The sequence below is a fragment of the Acinetobacter sp. V102_4 genome (assembly GCF_031799005.1).
Classification (GTDB): Bacteria; Pseudomonadota; Gammaproteobacteria; order Pseudomonadales; family Moraxellaceae; genus Acinetobacter; species Acinetobacter calcoaceticus.
The window spans coordinates 213,307-232,722 of record NZ_JAVQNR010000051.1 but is presented as its reverse complement, the minus strand read 5'-3'; the positions used below and the strand labels follow the sequence as shown (position 1 = coordinate 232,722).

Sequence of the window (19,416 nt, the reverse complement as noted above, 5' to 3'; positions counted from 1 at the left end):
ACTGGTCAATTTATTTTGTCGGAATTTATTATTTTATACTGTTGAATATAAAGGTTTTTTAATTTTTTAAATAAAAATTCAATATACCCCTTACAGAGTATATTGAATCATTTAAGGTTTAGTGGTTTTTAAATTATTTGCACTTAAGCTATTTATATTTTCAACGTGATGTATTGCTCTGTAAAAACTTCTCGCTGTAGATCCGGTAGTTTTGCAGAGCTTGTTCATCTAACCAATTTTTTACGGCTTCAATCATCGGTGGTGGACCACATAAATACATATCAAAAGCTTGCTCAGCCAGTTGATCTTTATTTAAGTGCTCATGAATATAGCCCGCTTTACCTTGCCAAGCTTCGGTTGCTTTAGCCACAATCGGGTGATAACTAAAGTTTGGAAGCTGTTCTGCGTAGGCATGTAAACGCTGTTGTTCACATAAATCAGTTTCATTATTTACGCCGTAGTACAACTGAACTGCAGGTGAGTTTGGTTGCTCAACTAAGTTATCAAGCATTCCCAAGAAAGCTGATAATCCTGTTCCACCAGCAACAAAAACCAATGGTCGCTGTACTTCGCGTAAATAGAAACTACCAAGTGGCGCTTCGATGAATAGGCTTTGTCCAACCTGACAGCGATCACGCAAGTAATTGCTCATAACACCGTCTGGCAATAGACGAATTAAGAATTGCAATTGATTGGTTGCGTTTGGTCTGTTTGCAAAAGAATAAGAACGCCAATCTTCAGTATCTGGAATTTGCAAACGAGCATATTGACCCGGCAAAAACTGAAGTTGCTCAGCGTGGCTGCTTGCATCAAGATGTAAGATTGCTGTTGTTTCAGAAACCAGCTCAACTGCAGTCACTTTGGTTTCAATTTTTAAAGTATCGCCAGCATTGCAAATAGCTGAATCATGATCGAAATAAAAAGCTGCATCCGATTTTACCCGTGTCTGGCAAGCCAACATTTTACGCTCAGCCAAATCACGCTCACTTAATGCATCTTCATCGACATATTCTTGTTCATAAATGCCTGTTTCACACTGTCCCTGACAGGTACCACAAACACCTTCACGGCAGTCGAGAGGCAGGTTAATTCCTTGGCGAACTGCTGCATCGAGCAACAATTCGTCGTTATTTACCGAAATGAAAAAGGTTTTGCCATCGGCAAAGTTAAGTGCAACTGAATGTCCCATTTTCATTCCCCTTAAACGTGATAGAAGTCTAAAACGGAATCAATCTTGTCATTGAGCAAAATGCTGTGCTGACGACGTATGCGGAAACCATCTGCTGTTTGACGTAAAAGATAAGTAGCGTGTCCGTAAAAACAGCCTTCTAGACCTTGACGGTTATACAGTGTTTGCCATGCAACTTTTGCTTCAATTAGGCCATCATCAAGTGTTTTAACTCGAATGTTATTCATGCTGTGTAACGTACGTGGTAATGGCGTTGCAGAAGCTGCTTTTCCTGTACGAATACGGAATACACGGTCTTCGAGTCCAGTGCGGTCTGCGTAATAAATATATGACAAGCCCTGATTTGGATCTTGAACATAGTTATGGTCATCAATCCATTGCGGAATATGATATTCACTATCTTCATCATAAAGTTCTAAATAGGCATCCCAGTCATAAGCATCACAAAGTTCTGCTTTTTTGTACAAAAACTGAGATACAGCAAAATATAGTTCTTGTGACATGGTTACACCTCATCCATTACGGCATTGTTTTCGAAAGTAATATCCTGCATTTTCAGCGCTTTCTTATTTAAGCCATCGAGCATTAGACGTTGCCAGTGTCCATGTTGATTTACATAGAGTCCTTCATGGGTAAACTCACGGCCAGTAATGACAGGTTGAATGCCTAAGTCTTGTGAGTTTTTGGTCGCTCCATATTCCCAAGACTGACAACCACGAGAAATATCGCTCCAGCGTTCAAGTCGTGCCTGAAAACCTTTTTGTTGTTCACGGAATTCGACTAAATCGTCTGGTGTACCAAGGCCTGATACGTTAAAGAAATCTTCGAACTGGCGAATACGGTTACGGCGTGCTTCAACAGATTCACCTTTAACACCAATACATTGACTGATGACTTCAGTTTTATTCCATGCCACTGGACGAACAATACGAAGCTGAGAACTAATTTGGTCCATAAAGAATAGGCTAGGGTACAAGTTCAAGTTTCTTAAACGGTGCATTGCCCATTCAGCATATTTGTCGCCGTATTTTTCGACCATATACGGCATAACTGTGCTGTAACCCGGACGAACTGTTGGATTCGGCATATCACTAAACAATACGCTATGGCCATTTTTGAAGCTGAACCAACCATCATCAGTTTCTGAGTCACCCGCACCTAACTTGCTATAGTCAAGCGTATCGAGTTCTTCACCTTTTGATGCATTTACTTGTTGGCGGTGTTGAACTGTAGAGACATAGTTATAGTGAACAGTGCTGACATGGTAGCCATCTAGGCCATTTTCATTTTGTAGCTTCCAGTTACCTGCAAAGGTATAAGATGACTTGCCCTGTAATACTTCGAGTTCACCTGTTGGCGACTGGTTAACCATTAAATCAAGGAACAATTTTGCATCGCCCAAAAAGTCTTCTAGTGAATCTGTTGCTTGTGTATCAAGGCTTACAAATACAAATCCACGATAGCTAGCAATACGGCCTTGTTTTAATCCACGGCTTGATTTATCGAAATCTTCGCAATATTCACTCGGTGCTTTTACTTTGACCAAGCGGCCATCTGATTTGTAGCACCATGCGTGGAACGGACATGTAAATGTAGACTGGTTGCCTTTTGCAACACGTGTTAAAGTCGCGCCGCGATGCTCACAAGCATTGACCATGGCGTGTAATTCGCCTTTACCATCACGGCTCACAATAATCGGCTGACGACCAATTTGAACCGTGAGGAAATCATGATTGTTTGGAATTTCACTTTCGTGGCATGCATAAATCCAAACCTTTTCAAAAATGAATTCCATTTCCAAATCAAACAGCTCAGGCTCGGTAAACATATTGCGTGCGATACGAAACACGCCATCTTTAGGACGGAAGTCGATACATCCATCTACAAAATCATTCCATTGTTTTAAATTAGATGAGGTCATTTGCTCAATCCTATTCATTCATCAGCTTTTAACTGATTGAACCGCGATTAGGCCTTTACCTCTATCCGTTTTTTCCAGATCTTTATCCACTTTGTGCAGTTTTGATTTTTTAATAAAATGATTTTCAAGGGAGTAATGAGGATTCTAAATTTGTATGGTGTCTTATCTTCTTAAACTTCCCTATAATCCTAAAGAGCATAAAGTGAAACCTTGTGAGTTAAGCCTATGAAAGAACACAAATTAAAATTACAAATCAGAGTTCTTTCAGAGCGAAATATTGCATTTGGTCCTGGAAAGGCAGATTTACTTGAGGCAATTGAGAGAACTGGTTCGATCTCACAAGCGGCTAAATCTATGAATATGAGCTACCGCCGTGCATGGCAGTTGGTAGACACCATGAATCAGTGCTTTGAAACGGCTTTAGTTGAAACTCAAACGGGTGGAACACATGGTGGTGGGGCAGCCGTTACAGCTTTGGGGCAGAAAGTATTACAACAATACCGACAAATGGAAATCAATGCTCGACAAGCCTTAGAACATGATTATCAAATTATGAGTAGCTATTTAAAAAGCTAAATTAAAAGATTTTATAGTGACTGAATCTTTTAATTTGGTATAGCTTTTGCTTAATAAAAAGTGCGCGCTGAAAAAGCACTGCTGCAATTTTCAGTTACACAGACAATGGCGTCTATTCTGTACTATCGTAAAAGATGGTCGGGAATAGGCGTTTTTTATTGTGTATCTAAAAAAGTGGCTGGCATAAACGACTGATCTGTTTACAGATCTTTATGGTCATCGCTATGTGCTTCTTGGCATGGTGATGACCATAAAACTAATCAAGCTATTAACCAACACTGAAAGAAAATGGGTTTAAAAAAATAGAGTATCTCGATAGATAAACTTTCAGCATATTGCACCAAAATGAAGTTTAAAATGAGAAATGCACCATCTACCTGCATTTAGGTCCTCTAATATTTAACTGATTTCTGCTTTTCATCATCTACGTATACCGCTATATTCTAGGATATATATCGCTGTATAAATCGATAAAAAAAGGAAAAACAATGGTAAACCCTATACAGATAAAAAAAATCGCTATAGTCAGTTCAATCATAAGTCTTGGGTTGTCAATCAGTCTCTGTGCAAAGGCTGAATCGGTTACTGTTTATGCAGCAGCAAGCTTGACCAACGCGATTAACGATTTAGAAAAAATTTACGAAAAACAGAATAAAGTAGAAGTTAAGACTTCATATGCAGGCTCATCGACATTAGCTAAACAAATTGAAGCTGGGGCACCAGCCGATATCTTTATTTCAGCTGATACACAGTGGATGGATTATCTACAAAATAAAAAATTAGTCGCAGCAAATGATCGTTTAAATTTATTAGGTAATCGATTGGTACTGATTACCCCGAAAGGGCAATCATTAAAGGTTAAATTGGATAAAACTACCGATCCAAATAAAGTGTTTACAGGGAAGATTTGTACAGGGGATACCAAAAGTGTGCCTGTAGGTAAATATGCTAAACAAGCATTTACCAATTTAGGTTGGTGGAGCCGTATTGAGCCAAAATTAGTTGAAACAGAAGATGTGCGAGCAGCTCTAAACTTTGTGGCGCGTGGTGAATGTCAGGTGGGCATTGTTTATGCAACAGATGCTGCCATTAGTAAAGACGTAACTGTGGTGGGCGTATTTCCAGAAAATACCCATTCGCCAATTATTTATCCTGTAGGGATGGTTAAAAAGAATTGGAACTCAGCAAAGTTCTATCAATTTTTACAAAGTAACCAAGCCAAAGTCGTTTTTAAAAAATATGGCTTTAGTGTATTGGCTTCAGCAAAACCATGATGTTTTCTTTAACCCCAGAAGAGCTCAGCGTTCTTCAACTCTCTTGTAAGGTTGCAGCAAGTTGCCTGATTATCAGCCTTATTCCTGCAATTTGTGTGGGATGGTTTTTGGCACGTAAAGAGTTCTGGGGTAAGTCATTCATTGAAACATTGGTATTTTTACCATTGGTACTGCCTCCAGTTGTGCCGGGTTATTTGCTATTACAAGTCTTTGGAAACCGCGGCATTATTGGGCAATATTTAGCACCTTTAGGATTAGAGTTCGCATTTAATTGGAAAGGAGCTGTTCTTGCTTCGGCAGTGATGGGTTTCCCACTCTTGGTGCAATCAATTCGCCTAGCGATTGAGTTAGTTGATCAACGTTTAGAAATGGCAGCAAAGACATTAGGTGCTTCATCTTTAGGGGCATTTTTTCATGTCACGTTGCCACTTGCCAGCAGTGGCATTTTAATTGGTGCCATTTTATGTTTTTGTCGTAGTTTAGGTGAGTTTGGGGCCACTATTACTTTTGTAGGTAATATTTCTGATGAAACAAGAACCTTACCTTTGGCCATGTATAGCCTGATGCAACAACCAGATACAGAGACTGCGATTCAAAGGCTGATTATCTTATCTTTAAGCGTAGCATTTTTAGCGCTATGGTTTGCACAGTGGTTTCATCGTTATCAAAAAAAGCGCTTAGGGCGGTAATATTATGTTGATTGATTGCCACTTTCAGCTACAAATGGGTCAATTTCATATTGAACCTAGTTTCCAGTCAGATGCTTCTGTTATTGGATTATTTGGTGCCTCTGGGTCAGGTAAAACATCAATTTTACATGCCATTGCAGGGCTGAACACACCACATAGTGGATTAATTAAAATACAAAACCAAACATGGTTTGATTCCGATCAAAAAATTAATCTCAGCACGCAAAAACGCCATGTTGGACTGGTTTTTCAAGATGCACAGCTTTTTCCGCATAAAACGGTAAAGCAAAACTTATTATTTGGTCTTAAACATCTTGCACACCAAGAACGTCACTTTGAGGCTGATTACATTATTGAATTATTAAAATTAGAACACTTACTAGAGCGTATGCCAATCAAGCTCTCAGGTGGTGAAAAACAGCGAGTAGCGCTCGGAAGGGCATTGTTGTATTCACCTAAGCTGTTATTACTTGATGAACCTTTATCAGCACTAGATGCCGCACATAAAGCTGAAATTATTCCTTTTTTTCAAAAAGTAAAACAGGAAATAAAAATTCCGATGATTTATGTGAGTCATGATATTCAAGAGATTAAACAACTGACCGAAACAATGTGGATTTTATAATTTTTTATATTTCACACATTATTTCGGTCTTGTCGATTTATGGTTGTAAGCTAGCCCATAAACTGCCCAGTGGAGCAGCTTTCAAGCGATCTTGGGCTTGTTGATAAAAACGCCAGAATGCGAAAGCAAAAATGATAGCCAAGAAATCAACCACCAAAATTTCTCCACCATGAACCCATAAACCACTTTGTGGAATTAAGTAGGCCGCAAGAGAGGTTAGAGGAATCGCAAATAACACCAAAACTAAGGTTAAAAGCAGTTGAGGTAAAGCTTTCGCATAGCCCATGACAAAGGTGTAAATCAAAGTCAGTAGGAAAATTGCATAATAACCATACATAAAGAGGTGATTCATGCTTTCAATATTGAATGCTGCAAAAAGCCAACGACTGGCCAACATTGTGCCCACTACTGCTAAAACACATCCTAAACACGCACCAATAGTTAAGTTCGCAAGGAACACTACATCTTTACGTTGAACAGGAACAGGGTCTTCAGCACGCTTTTGCTTACGTGCACGAGTTTCAACCCAAAGAATATTACCCGTATAAAATAAGAAAGCTCCGCCAATACCTAAGACAAAATAAATCCACCGTACGCCTGTGCCACCAAAACTCCCAAAATGTAAGCTAAACATTGCATTGATTAACTTATTACCAGCATCAGTCTGTGTGTTAATGCCTTTATGATTAAAGTGCTCAACTGCATATGGGTTCATGCGCATAAAGTCTTGATTCGCACCGCGTAACATCTGATCTGAACTATAGAGGGCAATACGTGCATTGGCTTTTTCAGGTTTGTCTAGGCCACTGAACTGGATATAGTCAACTGAATATTCAGGCGCTACTTTTTTAGCTTGAGCTAATATTTGCTGCACATCAATCTGTGTTTGTTTAGGTTGAATAAGCGTTGGGGGAGAACGCTGAAAAACAGGCTGTCCTTTGAGTGCAAGTTGTCCAATCGCATCATAAAAAAAGTCATGAAAAGCAAAGACAATCACGCTAATACTAATAATGATGTGGAAAGGTAGGCTGGTAATTCCGATTACGTTATGGGCATCTAACCAAAAGCGCTTTTTATTCTTACCAGGGCGAATGACAAAGTAATCTTTCACTAATGTTGGTAAAAGTATGATTACACCCGAAAGCAGAGCAAGAAAATATAAAATCGAAACCCCACCCATCACATAGAGACCCAATCCGTGGTGGCCTGCCATGCCCGGAATTCCTGCGGTTTCATGTAGCTGTTCTATCAGCCAACCTGCTTTAGATAAGTTTTCTTGAGCAACAATTAATTGACCTTTGTCATCTAAGCTAGCCATCCACGTGGACTGAGCAGCATTAAAGCCATCTCCACGTTCATGTTCACTCCACGTAATGGGCGCATAGTGAAATTCATTCGACGATAAATTCAGTGTGAAGTTCTTTTGTGCAGCAGGATAGGCAGCCTGTACTTTCTGAATAAGCTCATTATATTGGTCGGGTGAGACTTTAGGTAAAACTTGCTGCGTTGGCGTAGCCCACTTACTAATATGGTGCTGAAACATGCTGAGGCCGCCAGCAAAAAAGCAGATAAAAAGCAAAATCCCTGCACATACACCCACCCAAGTATGCATGCTTTTTGCAAGTTTCATGATATCCGAACGTACTTTCATTGTTTAACCCCGAATTAGAAACACACAGCTATAAGCCAGTACGTTGGCAACAAATAAATAAACCATTGCTTGTCTTCCTGTCACAAAGAAATAGGTGCCAAACATAATTGGCATCCAAACCCAAGGAACACTCCACATGCCTAATTGGGCCAAAAGATCCATCGAAATATAAGGCTGACCCAATAAAACAATCAGGTTGCCAAAAGCAATGGCAAGGCTTAACCCTAGAACACCACCAGCAAAGGTTTTACTCCACCAGTCTGGCTGAATGGGAGACTGAATTTTAGCTTTCATGAAACTAGTTTCCGTTTAAAAAGCGCCACAAAAGGAAGGAACGACCATGCAAAAATGATGAGCATGAACCAACAAAAAGCGGCAACAACTTTGGGTAAGCTGGCAAAGAGTGCAATTAATCCAACGACTAAAAACAATAGGCCTAAATACTTAAATAGAGTGGGGAGATGTTGAGATAACAGGTTTTGGTTGCTATGGCTACAATAGACACTGACCGCTCCCAACAGGGTCAAAAAAAGTCCTATAAGTTTCATGATCAATATTTTTAAATAAATTAAGAGGAAAATTTATCCAACAGTATAAGTAAATAATAATTATTATCAAATGATAAATATAATTATTTATCGACGTGTTGCCATGCGATAAGATAGGAGATAACTCGTTAAAAATTCTTTATTTGATGTCAAATGCTGTAAGTGATTATTTATATATTCCTGAGTCTCTTTGTGGGTTGATTTTCGAAATTTCTAAACCAATTTTATTTAAAATGCCGTTCTATTGTTATGGGTTAGATTTATCGCAAACAACGCATTTGCATATAGATCAACAATTAGAGCATCCACTAAAAATTGCTCAAGCGCGTGTCGAACGTAAAAATGAGTACTTATGTGGCAGGATATTGGCTCAAGCTGTTTTAAAACATCATTTCGGTTTAGATCAGCCACTAACATCTATGCACGAACATTTGCCCGTTTGGCCACCCCATGTTTTGGGTAGCATTAGTCATTCACAAAATAAATTGATCGTTGCGCTATCCGACAAAGCCGGCTATTTAGGAATTGATATCGAGCATTGGGTGACCCCAGAATTTGCTCAAGAGAGTGCACATCTTATTTTAACACCTTCTGAACTTGAACTTTGGAAGATTAAAGCCTCTGAGTTTTTTGATTTTTCTCAATTTGTGAGCTTAATTTTTTCTGTTAAAGAAAGCTTATATAAAGCTGTATATCCTATAGCTAAACAATACATCGATTTTTTAGAAGCTTTTGTAGTGGATATTGATTTTGAAAACCAAAAATTATTTTTAGCTTTTGCACCAAAAATACGAAATCGCCATCAACTCTTAGATCACTATAAAGGCGGCTGGAAAGTGGAACAAGACTGTATTTTGACTTGGGTTTTTAAAGCGAATATATCTGCTTGAAACAAAAGAAGGCAACGAATTGCCTTCTTTTAAATTATGGCTTAATTTTCTTGTAACTTAGGATCTTGGAAGCCTGTTTCACGCATATCTTGAGAATTGAATAAGAACATAAATCCTACCGCAAAACTTAATATGCCGAAGAAGAGAATGCTTCCTGATATTGGTAAAAACCGCGTTAAAAGTCCTAAAGTTGTTGTGGCAATCGAATCTCCCAAAGCATCTTGTGCGAGCCAGATTGCATTAATACGTCCTAAATATTCATCAGGCGTATGTCCTTGCACAATGCTGTATTGAAGCAAGTTAGCAATCGACATCAAATATCCGAAAACACATAAAATTGGCAAAGTCACGATTAACCATGGTGAAAGCCCAATCATAATCATGCAGCTAAAGACACCTAAACACGTGTAGAGCATGACCAAGCCAGGTCGCAGTAACCGTGTTGTCCAGCCACTGAGTAAGGCACCTAGGGTTGAACCTAAAGGCACTGCTGAATACATAAGACCGAGTTCAAATGCACCGCCGTGAAAGATTTCATCTGCCATTTGCGGAAAAATAATGCGAATAGCACTGCTAAAGCTAAGCAATGTTCCAATTAAAATCGTGCTGCCAACTACTTTGTTTTTAAAAACGAATTTAAACCCTTGGACTAATTGGCGAAGGGGACTTTCACCATTAGCTGCATGTTGTGGCTTAAGAGTAGGTAGTCCCATCAATAAAAACACGGTGAGTAAAGTACCCACCGTTGAGACCCAATACACGGTTGCAACGCCACTGAACGCAATTAAAATACCACCGATTGCAGGTGAAATAACGGTAGCAAGTCGTACGGATACCATACTGATCGCACGGGCTTGTACAATATTTTCACGTCCTACAATCACAGGCATGATCGCCATCATTGCGGTCACACCTAAAGCACCAAAAAAGCCATCCCACGCTGAAAGGAAATAAATAGCATAGAGCGAAGGTTGCTCAAACATGGCGTTGATGGCGAGGCCAGCAAAGCCTAAACCACACACACCACGTGCTAATAAAATCAGCCATTTTCGATCTTTGCGATCTGACAGCAAACCACCGAGTAACAAACCAATAAACATGGCAACGCCTTCAAAGGCCATTGCAACAGCAACATTTAACGAACTACCAGTTAAGTCATAGACTTGTTTTGGAATAGCAACGACCAACATGCCAATAGTTAGTAATGATAGCGTGCGGGCAATAAATACATGTCGAAAATGAGCATTACGTTTTAAAAGACTGAAATCGGTCAATATTGATTTAAAACTCATGGCATTTGCTCCTCTAAACCGCGTGCCTGACAAATCATGCGATTTAAAATTGGGCCAAGGGTTTCAAGCTGCTGCGGAGACAATAAATCAGTATGGTCCGCTTCGCTTAGTCGAACAATATTGAGCTTTTTAACTAAAGGCGACCATTGTTGTTCTGGTTGGATATATGGAAGTAAATCTTTTTCAGCAACAACCACGTGTAGCTCACCGTTAAAACGTGGCATTTTATAAGGTTTTAGCAAACGTACTGCATCGCGATAGTTTGCGAAAATATCCTCTTGTAAACGGCGAGTTTCTTCGTTTAGCGCCGTATCTGCATCGGCCAGAATATCATTGAAGAATTGAAGCTGTTCTTGTTCGGTTTCTGCATTCATTTCCTCTACCGACAAATCTAACCATTGATGAATTTCAGCAGGGTAAGTGTCTAACAAGCCGAGATAATCAACTTTTTCACCTTGTTCAGTGAGCTTCGCTGCAACTGCATAAGCCACAGTGCCGCCAAGTGAATAACCTAGTAACGTATAAGGTCCAGTTGGTTGTTGGTTGCGAATAATCTCAAGTTGTTTTTCAACCAATTCGTCCATATCAATACTATTTGCCAATAGGCCATCTGGTCGAGGAGACTGCAATCCAATAATTGGTAAGTCGGAATGTAAATAACGATTCAGCACCGTATATTGCCATGCCGAACCAGAACCAGGGAAGAAACAGAACAATGGATGCCCAGAGCCAGAACGGATTGGCAAAACAGGTTGCATACCAGTTTGTTCAACTTCTTCCAAACGTTCTTGTGAAAGAAGCAAAGCCGCTAAACGCTGAATAGTCACATGACTCATTAACTGACCAATTGGAATGGTCCGCTTAAATACTTTTCGGATTTCAATTGCAAGCTTCATGACCAAAATGGAATGTCCACCCATGGCAAAGAAATCTTCGTTCACACCAATATTCTGATCCGTATTTAAAACTTGTTGGAAAATACGTGTCAGTTCATGTTCAAAGGCAGTTGTGGCGTACTGTTTTTCTGTGTTTGAAGTATCAAGTTGTGGTCGCGGTAGTGCTTTACGGTCCAGCTTGCCATTATGACTTAGAGGAAATTTCTCAACTAATACATAGTGTGTAGGCACCATATATATAGGAAGCTGTTTCGCCAATTGTTTCTTTAACCGCTCAATATCCACAGATGCTGTTGTTTGCAAGTAAGCAACCAACTGAACATCAGCTTTATTTTGTTCAGAAGGAATAGGGTGTACCACCACATCTAGACCGCTGATTAAGCGTAATTGCTGTTCAATTTCACCCAGTTCTATACGTTGACCCCGTATTTTTAGCTGATCATCACCACGGCCTATATATTGGATACTGCCATCAGCGTGCCAACGAGCAACATCTCCGGTGCGATACATTCTTTGACCTGCGACAAACGGGTTTGCCACAAAACGAGTTGCGGTGAGGTCCGCTCGATGTAAATACCCCATGGCGAGTTGATGGCCTGCCAAATAAAGGTCACCGTCTACCCCAACAGGAACAGGGCGTAAGTATTGATCTAAAATATAAAGCTGGGTATTCCAGACTGGATAACCAATTGCGACGCTACTTTCTTCTGGGTGTAATCCCAGTGTTGCATCCATATAGCTAACATCTACAGCCGCTTCGGTTGGTCCATATAAGTTATGCAACTCACAGCTAAAGTGCTCAGTAAATGATTTTGCTAAAGCCGTTGGTAAAGCTTCACCACTACAGAACACTCGACGGATCGGTAAACTTTGACGCTGAGCAGATGACAAAATTTCAGTAGCAGCATTTTCAAAAACAGCCAACATTGACGGTACAAAATGTAATGTGGTTACCTGATATTTTTGAATGAGATTTAATAATGCCAACGGGTCACGGTGTGCATCCACAGGTGCCATAACCAATCGAGCACCGACCAGATACGACCAGAAAAATTCCCATACAGAAACATCAAAAGTACATGGCGTTTTTTGCAAAATCGTATCGGCTGCTGAGAGTGGATACTCTGATTGCATCCATAAAATACGGTTCACAATGGCTTGGTGAGAAACCATGACACCTTTTGGCTGACCTGTTGTACCTGAGGTATAAATTAAATATGCCGGATGTTGTGGGGTAATGACTGTGGTTTTATAGCTGCTTAAATCAACTTTGGTTTCATCAAATAATTGATCGAAAGCAAAGGTGGCTATTGATGAATGGGCAATAGCGGTTAGATCTTTTTGTTCACCAATCACCAGTTTAGATTTGGCATCTTGCAACATAAACTTGATACGTTCAGTCGGGTGTTGCAAATCGAGTGGCAAGTACGCTGCACCTACTTCAACCACCGCTAAAATAGCAATACTCAGTTTGACCGACCTTGGTAGGGCAACCGCAACAATATCTCCCGCCTGTACGCCCGCTCTTTGCAATTGCTGTGCTAAAGCACAAACTTGCAAACGCACTTCATTAAAGCTTAACTGATGAGCTTCATCACATAACGCCGTTTGTTCAGGAGTAATTCGAGCTTGCTCTCTCAGTAATTGCTGTAATGTTGTTGGGCGAACATAATATTGAGTTTGATTTGTTTTCTGGATTAATTCACGCTCTTCGGCCAATTGTAAGCGATAGTGACCTAAAGATGTCTCTGGTTCATTTAATGCAATTTCAATAAATTCAACCATTCGCTCAAGGAAATGTTCAGGCTGATCAATTACACCACGTTGCTCGAGTAGTAATTCAATTTGATGATCAGGAATGACCAACAAAGCAAGCGGGTAATGGCTATAACCGCGATTTGTGAGCTTAGAAATAGCCGCATCGCCAAGTTTTTGCTGTAAATATTGGTTATCTGGATAGTTTTCTACGACTAACAAACTATCGAAAAGATTGCCCTGAGCCATCAATTGCTGAATTGCACCAAGTCCTAAACCATCGTGTTCTAAATGTTCAACATGCAATTGCTGTAACTGAGCTAATTGTTCCCAAAGTGTTTGCTGCATGTTCAACTGTACACGTACCGGAATCGTATTTAAAAACAATCCGATTTGTTGCTCTAAACCATTGATAGGTGCTGAACGCCCAGAAACAGGTGTGCCAAACACAATGTCTTCACGATGAGCATAAATATTTAAAGTCATTGCCCAAATCATTTGCATGAAGACATTTAGCGTGATGCCTTGTTGGCGTAATTTGTGTTGAAGTTTCGCACCCAACTCAGCACTTAAACGATAGGAAGTTTCCTGTACAGCTTGCTGTGGTTGATTAAATAAAATAAGTGGCTGTAAATCAGTTAAATCACGTTGCCATATTACTTTTGATGTTTCATGGTCACGTCCAGATAAGGCTTTAATCACCGTTTCATAGCTATGTTTAAGCGCAGGCAGTTGTTGGTTAGTTTGCTGATAGGCTTTAATAAAGTCTTGTAAGAACAGTGGAGTTGACCAGCCATCAGTTAGCAGGTGATGCACCATAATCAATAGTTCTGATTGTTCAGAAGCATGTTGAATTAAAGTTGCCCGAATCAGACCATAGGGTTGGTCAAGGTGAATCGGTTGTTGTAATACCTCTTGAATGGTTTGCTCAAGCAAATCGGGAGTGACCGAACAAAACTGAACTGGCCAAGCTTGAGTAGGGTGTAATGAATAGATAAAAACAGGTTCTCCAGCTAATTCGCTATCAAAATGTCCACCTAATTGAGGGTGACGTTTTAATACGGTAATCAACGCTTGCTGTAAACGTACCGGATCAATGTCTCCATTTAAGCTAAGACGAGTAAAGGCATTATAATTCGATTTATTTTCTACTTGAGATAAGAACAGCATGCCTTTTTGCAGAGGAAGCAAAGGCAGAATCGTGCTATTTTTTCCATATTTTTCTTGAACCTTTTGTTCTAGGTCTGCTGAAAATAAAGGTTTTGAAATGGCCGTTTGTTGCTCATCTAAACGTGTCAGATGGGGTACCAGAGCAGCAACTGTTTTGAATTGGAATACATCACTTGGTCTTAAGCTGTAACCATGCTGCCGTAGTTGAGTGCACACCATGATGGCAGAAATGCTATCGCCACCTGTCATAAAGAAGTCGTCATCAATCCCAATAGAATCTAGTTTCAGCACAGATGCGACAATCTGACATAAAAGCTTCTGTTCAGGTGTTTCTGCCATACGACTATGACTGCGAACTTTCGGACGTGGTAGGGCTTTTTTATCAACCTTACCACTTACATTTCGGGGAAATTCAGCCATGACTGTGAGGGCTGAAGGCACCATATATTCAGGTAGGTTTTGACGTAACTGACTTAAATATTGCTGACTTAACTGCTCACTTATTTTTTCATCAAGTTCGATGTCTTTGACAACACAGTAACCGAGCAAACGATGGCTGCTATTAATTGGCTCTGCAATGACGACAACACTTTCAATATTTGGTAAAACGGAAAGCGCATTTTCTACTTCACCAATTTCAACCCGATAACCACGAATTTTAATTTGGTCATCGCAGCGTCCCATAAACTCAAGCTTGCCAGCCGTATTCCAACGCACTAAATCACCCGTACGGTACATGCGCTGTCCATGTTCAAATGGATTGGCAACAAAACGAGCAGCACTTAGGTCAGCACGACCTAAATAACCATTAGCAATACCAAAGCCAGAAATATAAAGCTCACCAATCACACCAGTGGCACATCGCTGTAAATGTCGATCAAGCACATAGGCCTGCGTATTACCGATTGGGTTACCAATTACCGGACGTGATGTGTGCTTTAATTCTGCACGGAAAGTATCAACCGTATACTCTGTTGGGCCATATAAGTTATGTGCAAAAAGCTCTGGCTGAGCATTAAGCTGTTGCCATAAAGCTAAAGGAGCAGCTTCACCACCAATCAAAATCAGACTTGGATGATGCTGACCATCTGCAAATAAGCCATTGGTAATCATTTGCGCGCAAAAAGACGGTGGTAAATCTAATGTATCGATTTGTCGTTGCTGAATTTCCTGAACTAAACCAAATGCATCGCGGCGCATGTTTTCATCAAAAATATGTAGCTCTTGTCCCCATAGCATCCAGAAAACTTGTAGCCAAGATGAATCGAAAGAAAAAGAATGTGTATGTGCTGCGCGTAATGGGCGATCAGGAAAACGCTGCTCTACAGCATTAAGTACAGGCCAATAAATTGTAGGTTTATGCGATAAAATCAGGTTAAGTAAAGAACCATGTGTATTCATCACACCTTTTGGACGCCCTGTACTGCCTGATGTAAAAATCACATAAGCCACATCCTGAAAATCTAAATTACGACTCTGGGTAGGAATATCACTCGTTTCTTGTTGTTGAATCTGCTTTTGAACATCAATATCGTCAAGATGTACTTGCTGAATATTTTGAGGCAATTGGATTGAAAGAGCCTGCGTTGTAAGAACAAACAATGGGTTGGCATCTTCACACATCATTTGCATACGATCGATTGGGTAATCTAAATCGAGTGGTAAGAAGCTTGCACCCGAATTTAATACCGATAGCATCACAACAACTGAATCGATAGAACGGGGAATAGCACCAGCAATAACTGTGTGTTTCTTTGCGCCATTTTCTTGTAAAAAACGGGTAAGTTGGTTCACCCGAATTGCAAGTTCAGAAAAACTAAGTTGTTGTAGATGCGGACGTTCACCACTAATAATTGCAATACGTTCCGGATACTTTTGAACTTGTTCATAAAAAATATCTAGAACATTATTATATTGTTCAGGATGGTTAACGCGAGGGCCTATGCCACTTTTTGTGAGCGCACTAAGTTCTTGTGGGGTAGTAATATTAAAACTGCTACATGGGTGATCTGGTTGTAATAAAGTCTGCTCTAATAGCAGCGTTATACGCTGACCATGCATGAGTAACTCATCTTGAGTATAACGCTGTGCATCGGCACGTAATTCGATAATGAGTTCATGATCTTGAACAATAAAAGAAAACTCAAAATCATCAATTGGTCCTGTGGAAATATGATGTGTTTTGACCTTTTCACCATCTAACACCAAGTCTTGATCAAAAGCTTTATAATTTAAAATTGGACCATACATCCGTTCATGAATGTCGATACTGTTTAAATCTCTTAAAATTTGTTCAGCATCGTATTTTTGATGTAGTCGAACTTGTTGTAATTGTTTTTGAACATGTTGAGCCAAACTCACCCAACTATCTTTTTCAGCCACATTAAACTTCACAGGCAGTACATTTACTGTCGGTAATGTTGAGCGAATCGCCTTTGAGCCTAAACGGCGCATAAATGGAATGCCATTAACCAACTCGGCTTTATCTGTCATTTTGTAAATATAATGTAATGACAATGACATCATCATGTCATTCAAAGCTAATTTAGATTGTGCAGCTAAAGCCTGAATTTGCTCTAAAATTCCTGTAGAAAAACGCAGCTGGTGCTTAACAAATTGGGCTGTTGTTTTCGAGGCTAAGTGGTGTGTACTTAAACTAATAGGACTAGGTAAGTCTTCACAGTAAGCCTTCCAAAAAGCTTGGTCTATCTTAAATTGATGGCTATTTTCATAAGCCTGACGCTCTAAGATGACATCATTAACATCAATAAAAGGTGAAGAACTAAGGTCTTTTCCTGCTTGTAATTGTTGATATAACTCAACAATTCGTTTTGTGAGGTTAATCATGCTAAAACCATCAAGCATGATGTGATGATAACGTTGATACCAATACACTTTGTCATGCGTAGTAAATAGCACCTGACGGAACAGTTGAGATTCACCAGCTTTAAGTGATTTAGCGCATTGGCGGTCAGATGGCATCCAATCCCATAAGCGTTGCTGAGCTTTTTGAGGGGTTAAATGGCAAAAATCAAATTCTTCGATTCGAATCTGTACTTGGTTATTAAGCTCAATAAATGGTTCTGCCGGATCTGATGAATATGAAGCAATCACTGTGTCAGCTTCATTCAACCCCATTTGAATTGCTTGCTTAAACATTGAAATATCAATAGATTTTGGTAATTCTAAGCAGTGTGCAATCGTATATAAATCTTCAATAGAACTTAAATGATCGGCAAGAAAAATACCGAGTTGAGTAGAGGCCAATTCAAAACGAACTGGTTGTGAAATATCGGAAGTAAATTCATTATTTAATGCCTGATTCATGACAATACTCCTTTACGCTTGCTGAAAGGGGTTAATTGCAACCCAGTGCTTTTCTACATACGCAATACACGAAGCCCGTGTATCTGGACCATGTTGAACGTCCCAACCTGATGGCACCTGATGTTGGGCCGGCCATAAACTGAATTCACCTTGCTGATTTTTTAAAACCTGAAAAGACAAACTTTCATTATCGAAAGGATTAATATAGTTTTCCTGTAAGTTGCTCATGATATTGTTATCCTTGATGAAACAAATGGTTATAGTGAAAGAATTTTTTGCAATGCCTTAAGCAAGTCAGCACGCCAGTTCACCGCATCGTGGCCGCCTGAAAAAGTTCGAAAATTCACTTGATTGAATGATTGCAATTGTTGATAAAGCTGGTGGGCATCGTCCCGCATATCGGTTTCATACGTGCCTGCACTGATATAAATTTGAGTTGTTTTTGGTAATGGATGAGATAAATTTAGTAGTTCTAAAAAGTTACCCGTATGGTTTCGTCCCAACGCGCTGTTAGAAAAATCTGACCACCAGTAAGAGCCAGACTGCACAATCAGCGATGTAAAAACTTTTGGGAAAAGCAGTGCGCTATGTAAAGCGCATAAACCACCTAAACTTTGACCACATAAGGTAATGTTCGTTGTTGAAATAAATGAATATTGTTCTAAAAGAATTTCTAATAATTCATTTATAAGCGCCTGACTAAATACATCATGGCAGCCATAATCTTGTCGACGTTGTTGACTATTTAAACTATGGATAAATACGTATGCAGCTGGATGGAGTTTTTTTAAATCGGTTAAATCGCGAATTTCGGAAAGAATCGAAAGCTCTCGACTCCAGACTTGGCCATCAAGAAAAATAACGAGTGGTAATGTTTTTTGAACTGCCTGACCACTAATAAAAACATCAACTAAATAATCTTGTTGACATAACACGCTTGACCACTGAAATGTCTTTGTAATAGGGCAAAGGGTGGTGGGTAATTGTTTTGTCTTTTCGAGTTGAACTTGATTAATGTAACGAGCCAAGTGTCCGCTATAAAACTGGTGATGACTTAATGAATCAATCTGAGCATTCAGTTTAAGCTGGGTTTGCCACCATGAGCGTCGCGTTGCTGCACAGTTTGTTTGTGGTGCTTCCTCACTCGCTGTAACTACAACATAACTACCAGCCCAAGCCACAGGGAGTTCTATTTCAAAAAAGTACACATCTGTCCCAGCTATATGGCTAAAACGATTCCACTTTTGATAGATAGATGGGCTTTGAGAATAGACATCGATATAAACGAAGCAACGCCCTTCGTGCTTGGGTTTGCGCCAAATAAAAGTGCAAGAAGTTTTATTATTTGTTTGCACAGTAACAAGGGGAGTACCTAATTTTTTAACGGTATTCCACCAAGTTTCACATCCAACATTTGATTGTTGAAATAGTGGATGTAAAGGATGAGAAAATGGCTTCATTTTGAGTCCATCTCGACAAGAAAGCGCGGTCAAATTATCAGAATGATTCTCATTAGTAAATGAAAACAATTATCATTATAATCAATAAAAAAAGATGAGTTTTATTAATATTAATTAAAAACAATAATTTAGGTTGAAAATGTGGTTAATAAA

Annotated in this window: 14 protein-coding genes; 5 read left to right on the top strand and 9 right to left on the bottom strand. The window is 39.6% G+C overall.

What is annotated here, in order from left to right; all coding sequences use genetic code 11:
• Positions 1-160: 160 nt before the first annotated feature.
• From antC to antA, 3 genes are read right to left on the bottom strand one after another with little or no spacing between them, the layout of a single operon-like run.
• A complete protein-coding gene (gene antC, locus RMB13_RS16845; protein ID WP_311085854.1) occupies positions 161-1,195 on the bottom strand; it encodes an anthranilate 1,2-dioxygenase electron transfer component AntC in 1,035 nt (344 codons plus the stop codon).
• Between the two features lie 5 nt (positions 1,196-1,200).
• Complete coding sequence (gene antB, locus RMB13_RS16840) at positions 1,201-1,692, bottom strand: anthranilate 1,2-dioxygenase small subunit (RefSeq protein ID WP_003651713.1); 492 nt, start codon at positions 1,690-1,692, stop codon at positions 1,201-1,203.
• 2 nt (positions 1,693-1,694) lie between these two features.
• Positions 1,695-3,110: an anthranilate 1,2-dioxygenase large subunit gene (antA, locus tag RMB13_RS16835; RefSeq protein WP_056479954.1), complete on the bottom strand. Its 1,416-nt coding sequence runs from the start codon at positions 3,108-3,110 to the stop codon at positions 1,695-1,697.
• A 225-nt stretch (positions 3,111-3,335) separates the two neighbouring features.
• On the opposite strand from antA, the gene RMB13_RS16830 reads away from it, so the two are divergent.
• From RMB13_RS16830 to RMB13_RS16815, 4 genes are all read left to right on the top strand, one after another.
• Positions 3,336-3,686: a LysR family transcriptional regulator gene (locus tag RMB13_RS16830; protein WP_311085853.1), complete on the top strand. Its 351-nt coding sequence runs from the start codon at positions 3,336-3,338 to the stop codon at positions 3,684-3,686.
• Positions 3,687-4,174: 488 nt separating this feature from the next.
• Positions 4,175-4,960 carry a molybdate ABC transporter substrate-binding protein gene (modA, locus tag RMB13_RS16825; protein WP_311085852.1) on the top strand — a complete coding sequence of 262 codons (786 nt, stop codon included), beginning with the start codon at positions 4,175-4,177 and terminating at the stop codon, positions 4,958-4,960.
• Positions 4,957-5,649, top strand: coding sequence for a molybdate ABC transporter permease subunit (modB, locus tag RMB13_RS16820; protein WP_311085851.1), 693 nt, complete (start codon positions 4,957-4,959; stop codon positions 5,647-5,649). The genes modA and modB overlap by 4 nt, the downstream gene beginning before the upstream one ends.
• Before the next feature lie 4 nt (positions 5,650-5,653).
• Positions 5,654-6,274: an ATP-binding cassette domain-containing protein gene (locus RMB13_RS16815; RefSeq protein WP_311085850.1), complete on the top strand. Its 621-nt coding sequence runs from the start codon at positions 5,654-5,656 to the stop codon at positions 6,272-6,274.
• Positions 6,275-6,311: 37 nt separating this feature from the next.
• Here the strand turns inward: RMB13_RS16815 and RMB13_RS16810 are convergent, their stop codons facing one another.
• The gene (locus tag RMB13_RS16810; protein ID WP_311085849.1) at positions 6,312-7,925 is read right to left on the bottom strand and encodes a PepSY-associated TM helix domain-containing protein; all 1,614 of its coding nucleotides are present in this window, start codon (positions 7,923-7,925) and stop codon (positions 6,312-6,314) included.
• A 3-nt stretch (positions 7,926-7,928) separates the two neighbouring features.
• Entirely contained in the window at positions 7,929-8,219 is a 291-nt protein-coding gene (locus tag RMB13_RS16805) for a hypothetical protein (RefSeq protein WP_003651724.1), read from the bottom strand.
• Positions 8,220-8,619: 400 nt separating this feature from the next.
• Here RMB13_RS16805 and RMB13_RS16800 point away from each other — a divergent pair, with 400 nt between their 5' ends.
• Complete coding sequence (locus tag RMB13_RS16800) at positions 8,620-9,363, top strand: 4'-phosphopantetheinyl transferase superfamily protein (RefSeq protein ID WP_311085848.1); 744 nt, start codon at positions 8,620-8,622, stop codon at positions 9,361-9,363.
• A gap of 41 nt (positions 9,364-9,404) precedes the next feature.
• Here RMB13_RS16800 and entS read toward each other — a convergent pair whose 3' ends face one another.
• From entS to fes, 4 genes are read right to left on the bottom strand one after another with little or no spacing between them, the layout of a single operon-like run.
• On the bottom strand, positions 9,405-10,655 hold the full coding sequence (gene entS / locus RMB13_RS16795; RefSeq protein ID WP_311085847.1) for an enterobactin transporter EntS: 1,251 nt from the start codon (positions 10,653-10,655) through the stop codon (positions 9,405-9,407).
• Positions 10,652-17,803 carry a non-ribosomal peptide synthetase gene (locus RMB13_RS16790; RefSeq protein WP_311085846.1) on the bottom strand — a complete coding sequence of 2,384 codons (7,152 nt, stop codon included), beginning with the start codon at positions 17,801-17,803 and terminating at the stop codon, positions 10,652-10,654. Before RMB13_RS16790 ends, entS begins: the two co-directional genes overlap by 4 nt.
• Positions 17,804-17,815: 12 nt before the next feature.
• A complete protein-coding gene (locus tag RMB13_RS16785) occupies positions 17,816-18,031 on the bottom strand; it encodes an MbtH family protein (RefSeq protein WP_003651732.1) in 216 nt (71 codons plus the stop codon).
• 29 nt (positions 18,032-18,060) lie between these two features.
• The gene (gene fes / locus RMB13_RS16780; protein WP_311085845.1) at positions 18,061-19,263 is read right to left on the bottom strand and encodes an enterochelin esterase; all 1,203 of its coding nucleotides are present in this window, start codon (positions 19,261-19,263) and stop codon (positions 18,061-18,063) included.
• Between the last annotated feature and the right edge of the window lie 153 nt (positions 19,264-19,416).

Excerpts from the sequence above, each read along its gene's own strand:
- RMB13_RS16790 (WP_311085846.1), bottom strand. The coding sequence starts at position 17,803 with ATGAATCAGGCATTAAATAATGAATTTACTTCCGATATTTCACAACCA.
- RMB13_RS16830 (WP_311085853.1), top strand. The coding sequence starts at position 3,336 with ATGAAAGAACACAAATTAAAATTACAAATCAGAGTTCTTTCAGAGCGA.
- RMB13_RS16815 (WP_311085850.1), top strand. The coding sequence starts at position 5,654 with ATGTTGATTGATTGCCACTTTCAGCTACAAATGGGTCAATTTCATATT.
- entS (WP_311085847.1), bottom strand. The coding sequence starts at position 10,655 with ATGAGTTTTAAATCAATATTGACCGATTTCAGTCTTTTAAAACGTAAT.
- modB (WP_311085851.1), top strand. The coding sequence starts at position 4,957 with ATGATGTTTTCTTTAACCCCAGAAGAGCTCAGCGTTCTTCAACTCTCT.
- RMB13_RS16810 (WP_311085849.1), bottom strand. The coding sequence starts at position 7,925 with ATGAAAGTACGTTCGGATATCATGAAACTTGCAAAAAGCATGCATACT.
- fes (WP_311085845.1), bottom strand. The coding sequence starts at position 19,263 with ATGAAGCCATTTTCTCATCCTTTACATCCACTATTTCAACAATCAAAT.
- RMB13_RS16805 (WP_003651724.1), bottom strand. The coding sequence starts at position 8,219 with ATGAAAGCTAAAATTCAGTCTCCCATTCAGCCAGACTGGTGGAGTAAA.
- modA (WP_311085852.1), top strand. The coding sequence starts at position 4,175 with ATGGTAAACCCTATACAGATAAAAAAAATCGCTATAGTCAGTTCAATC.
- antB (WP_003651713.1), bottom strand. The coding sequence starts at position 1,692 with ATGTCACAAGAACTATATTTTGCTGTATCTCAGTTTTTGTACAAAAAA.
- antC (WP_311085854.1), bottom strand. The coding sequence starts at position 1,195 with ATGAAAATGGGACATTCAGTTGCACTTAACTTTGCCGATGGCAAAACC.
- RMB13_RS16800 (WP_311085848.1), top strand. The coding sequence starts at position 8,620 with ATGTCAAATGCTGTAAGTGATTATTTATATATTCCTGAGTCTCTTTGT.
- RMB13_RS16785 (WP_003651732.1), bottom strand. The coding sequence starts at position 18,031 with ATGAGCAACTTACAGGAAAACTATATTAATCCTTTCGATAATGAAAGT.
- antA (WP_056479954.1), bottom strand. The coding sequence starts at position 3,110 with ATGACCTCATCTAATTTAAAACAATGGAATGATTTTGTAGATGGATGT.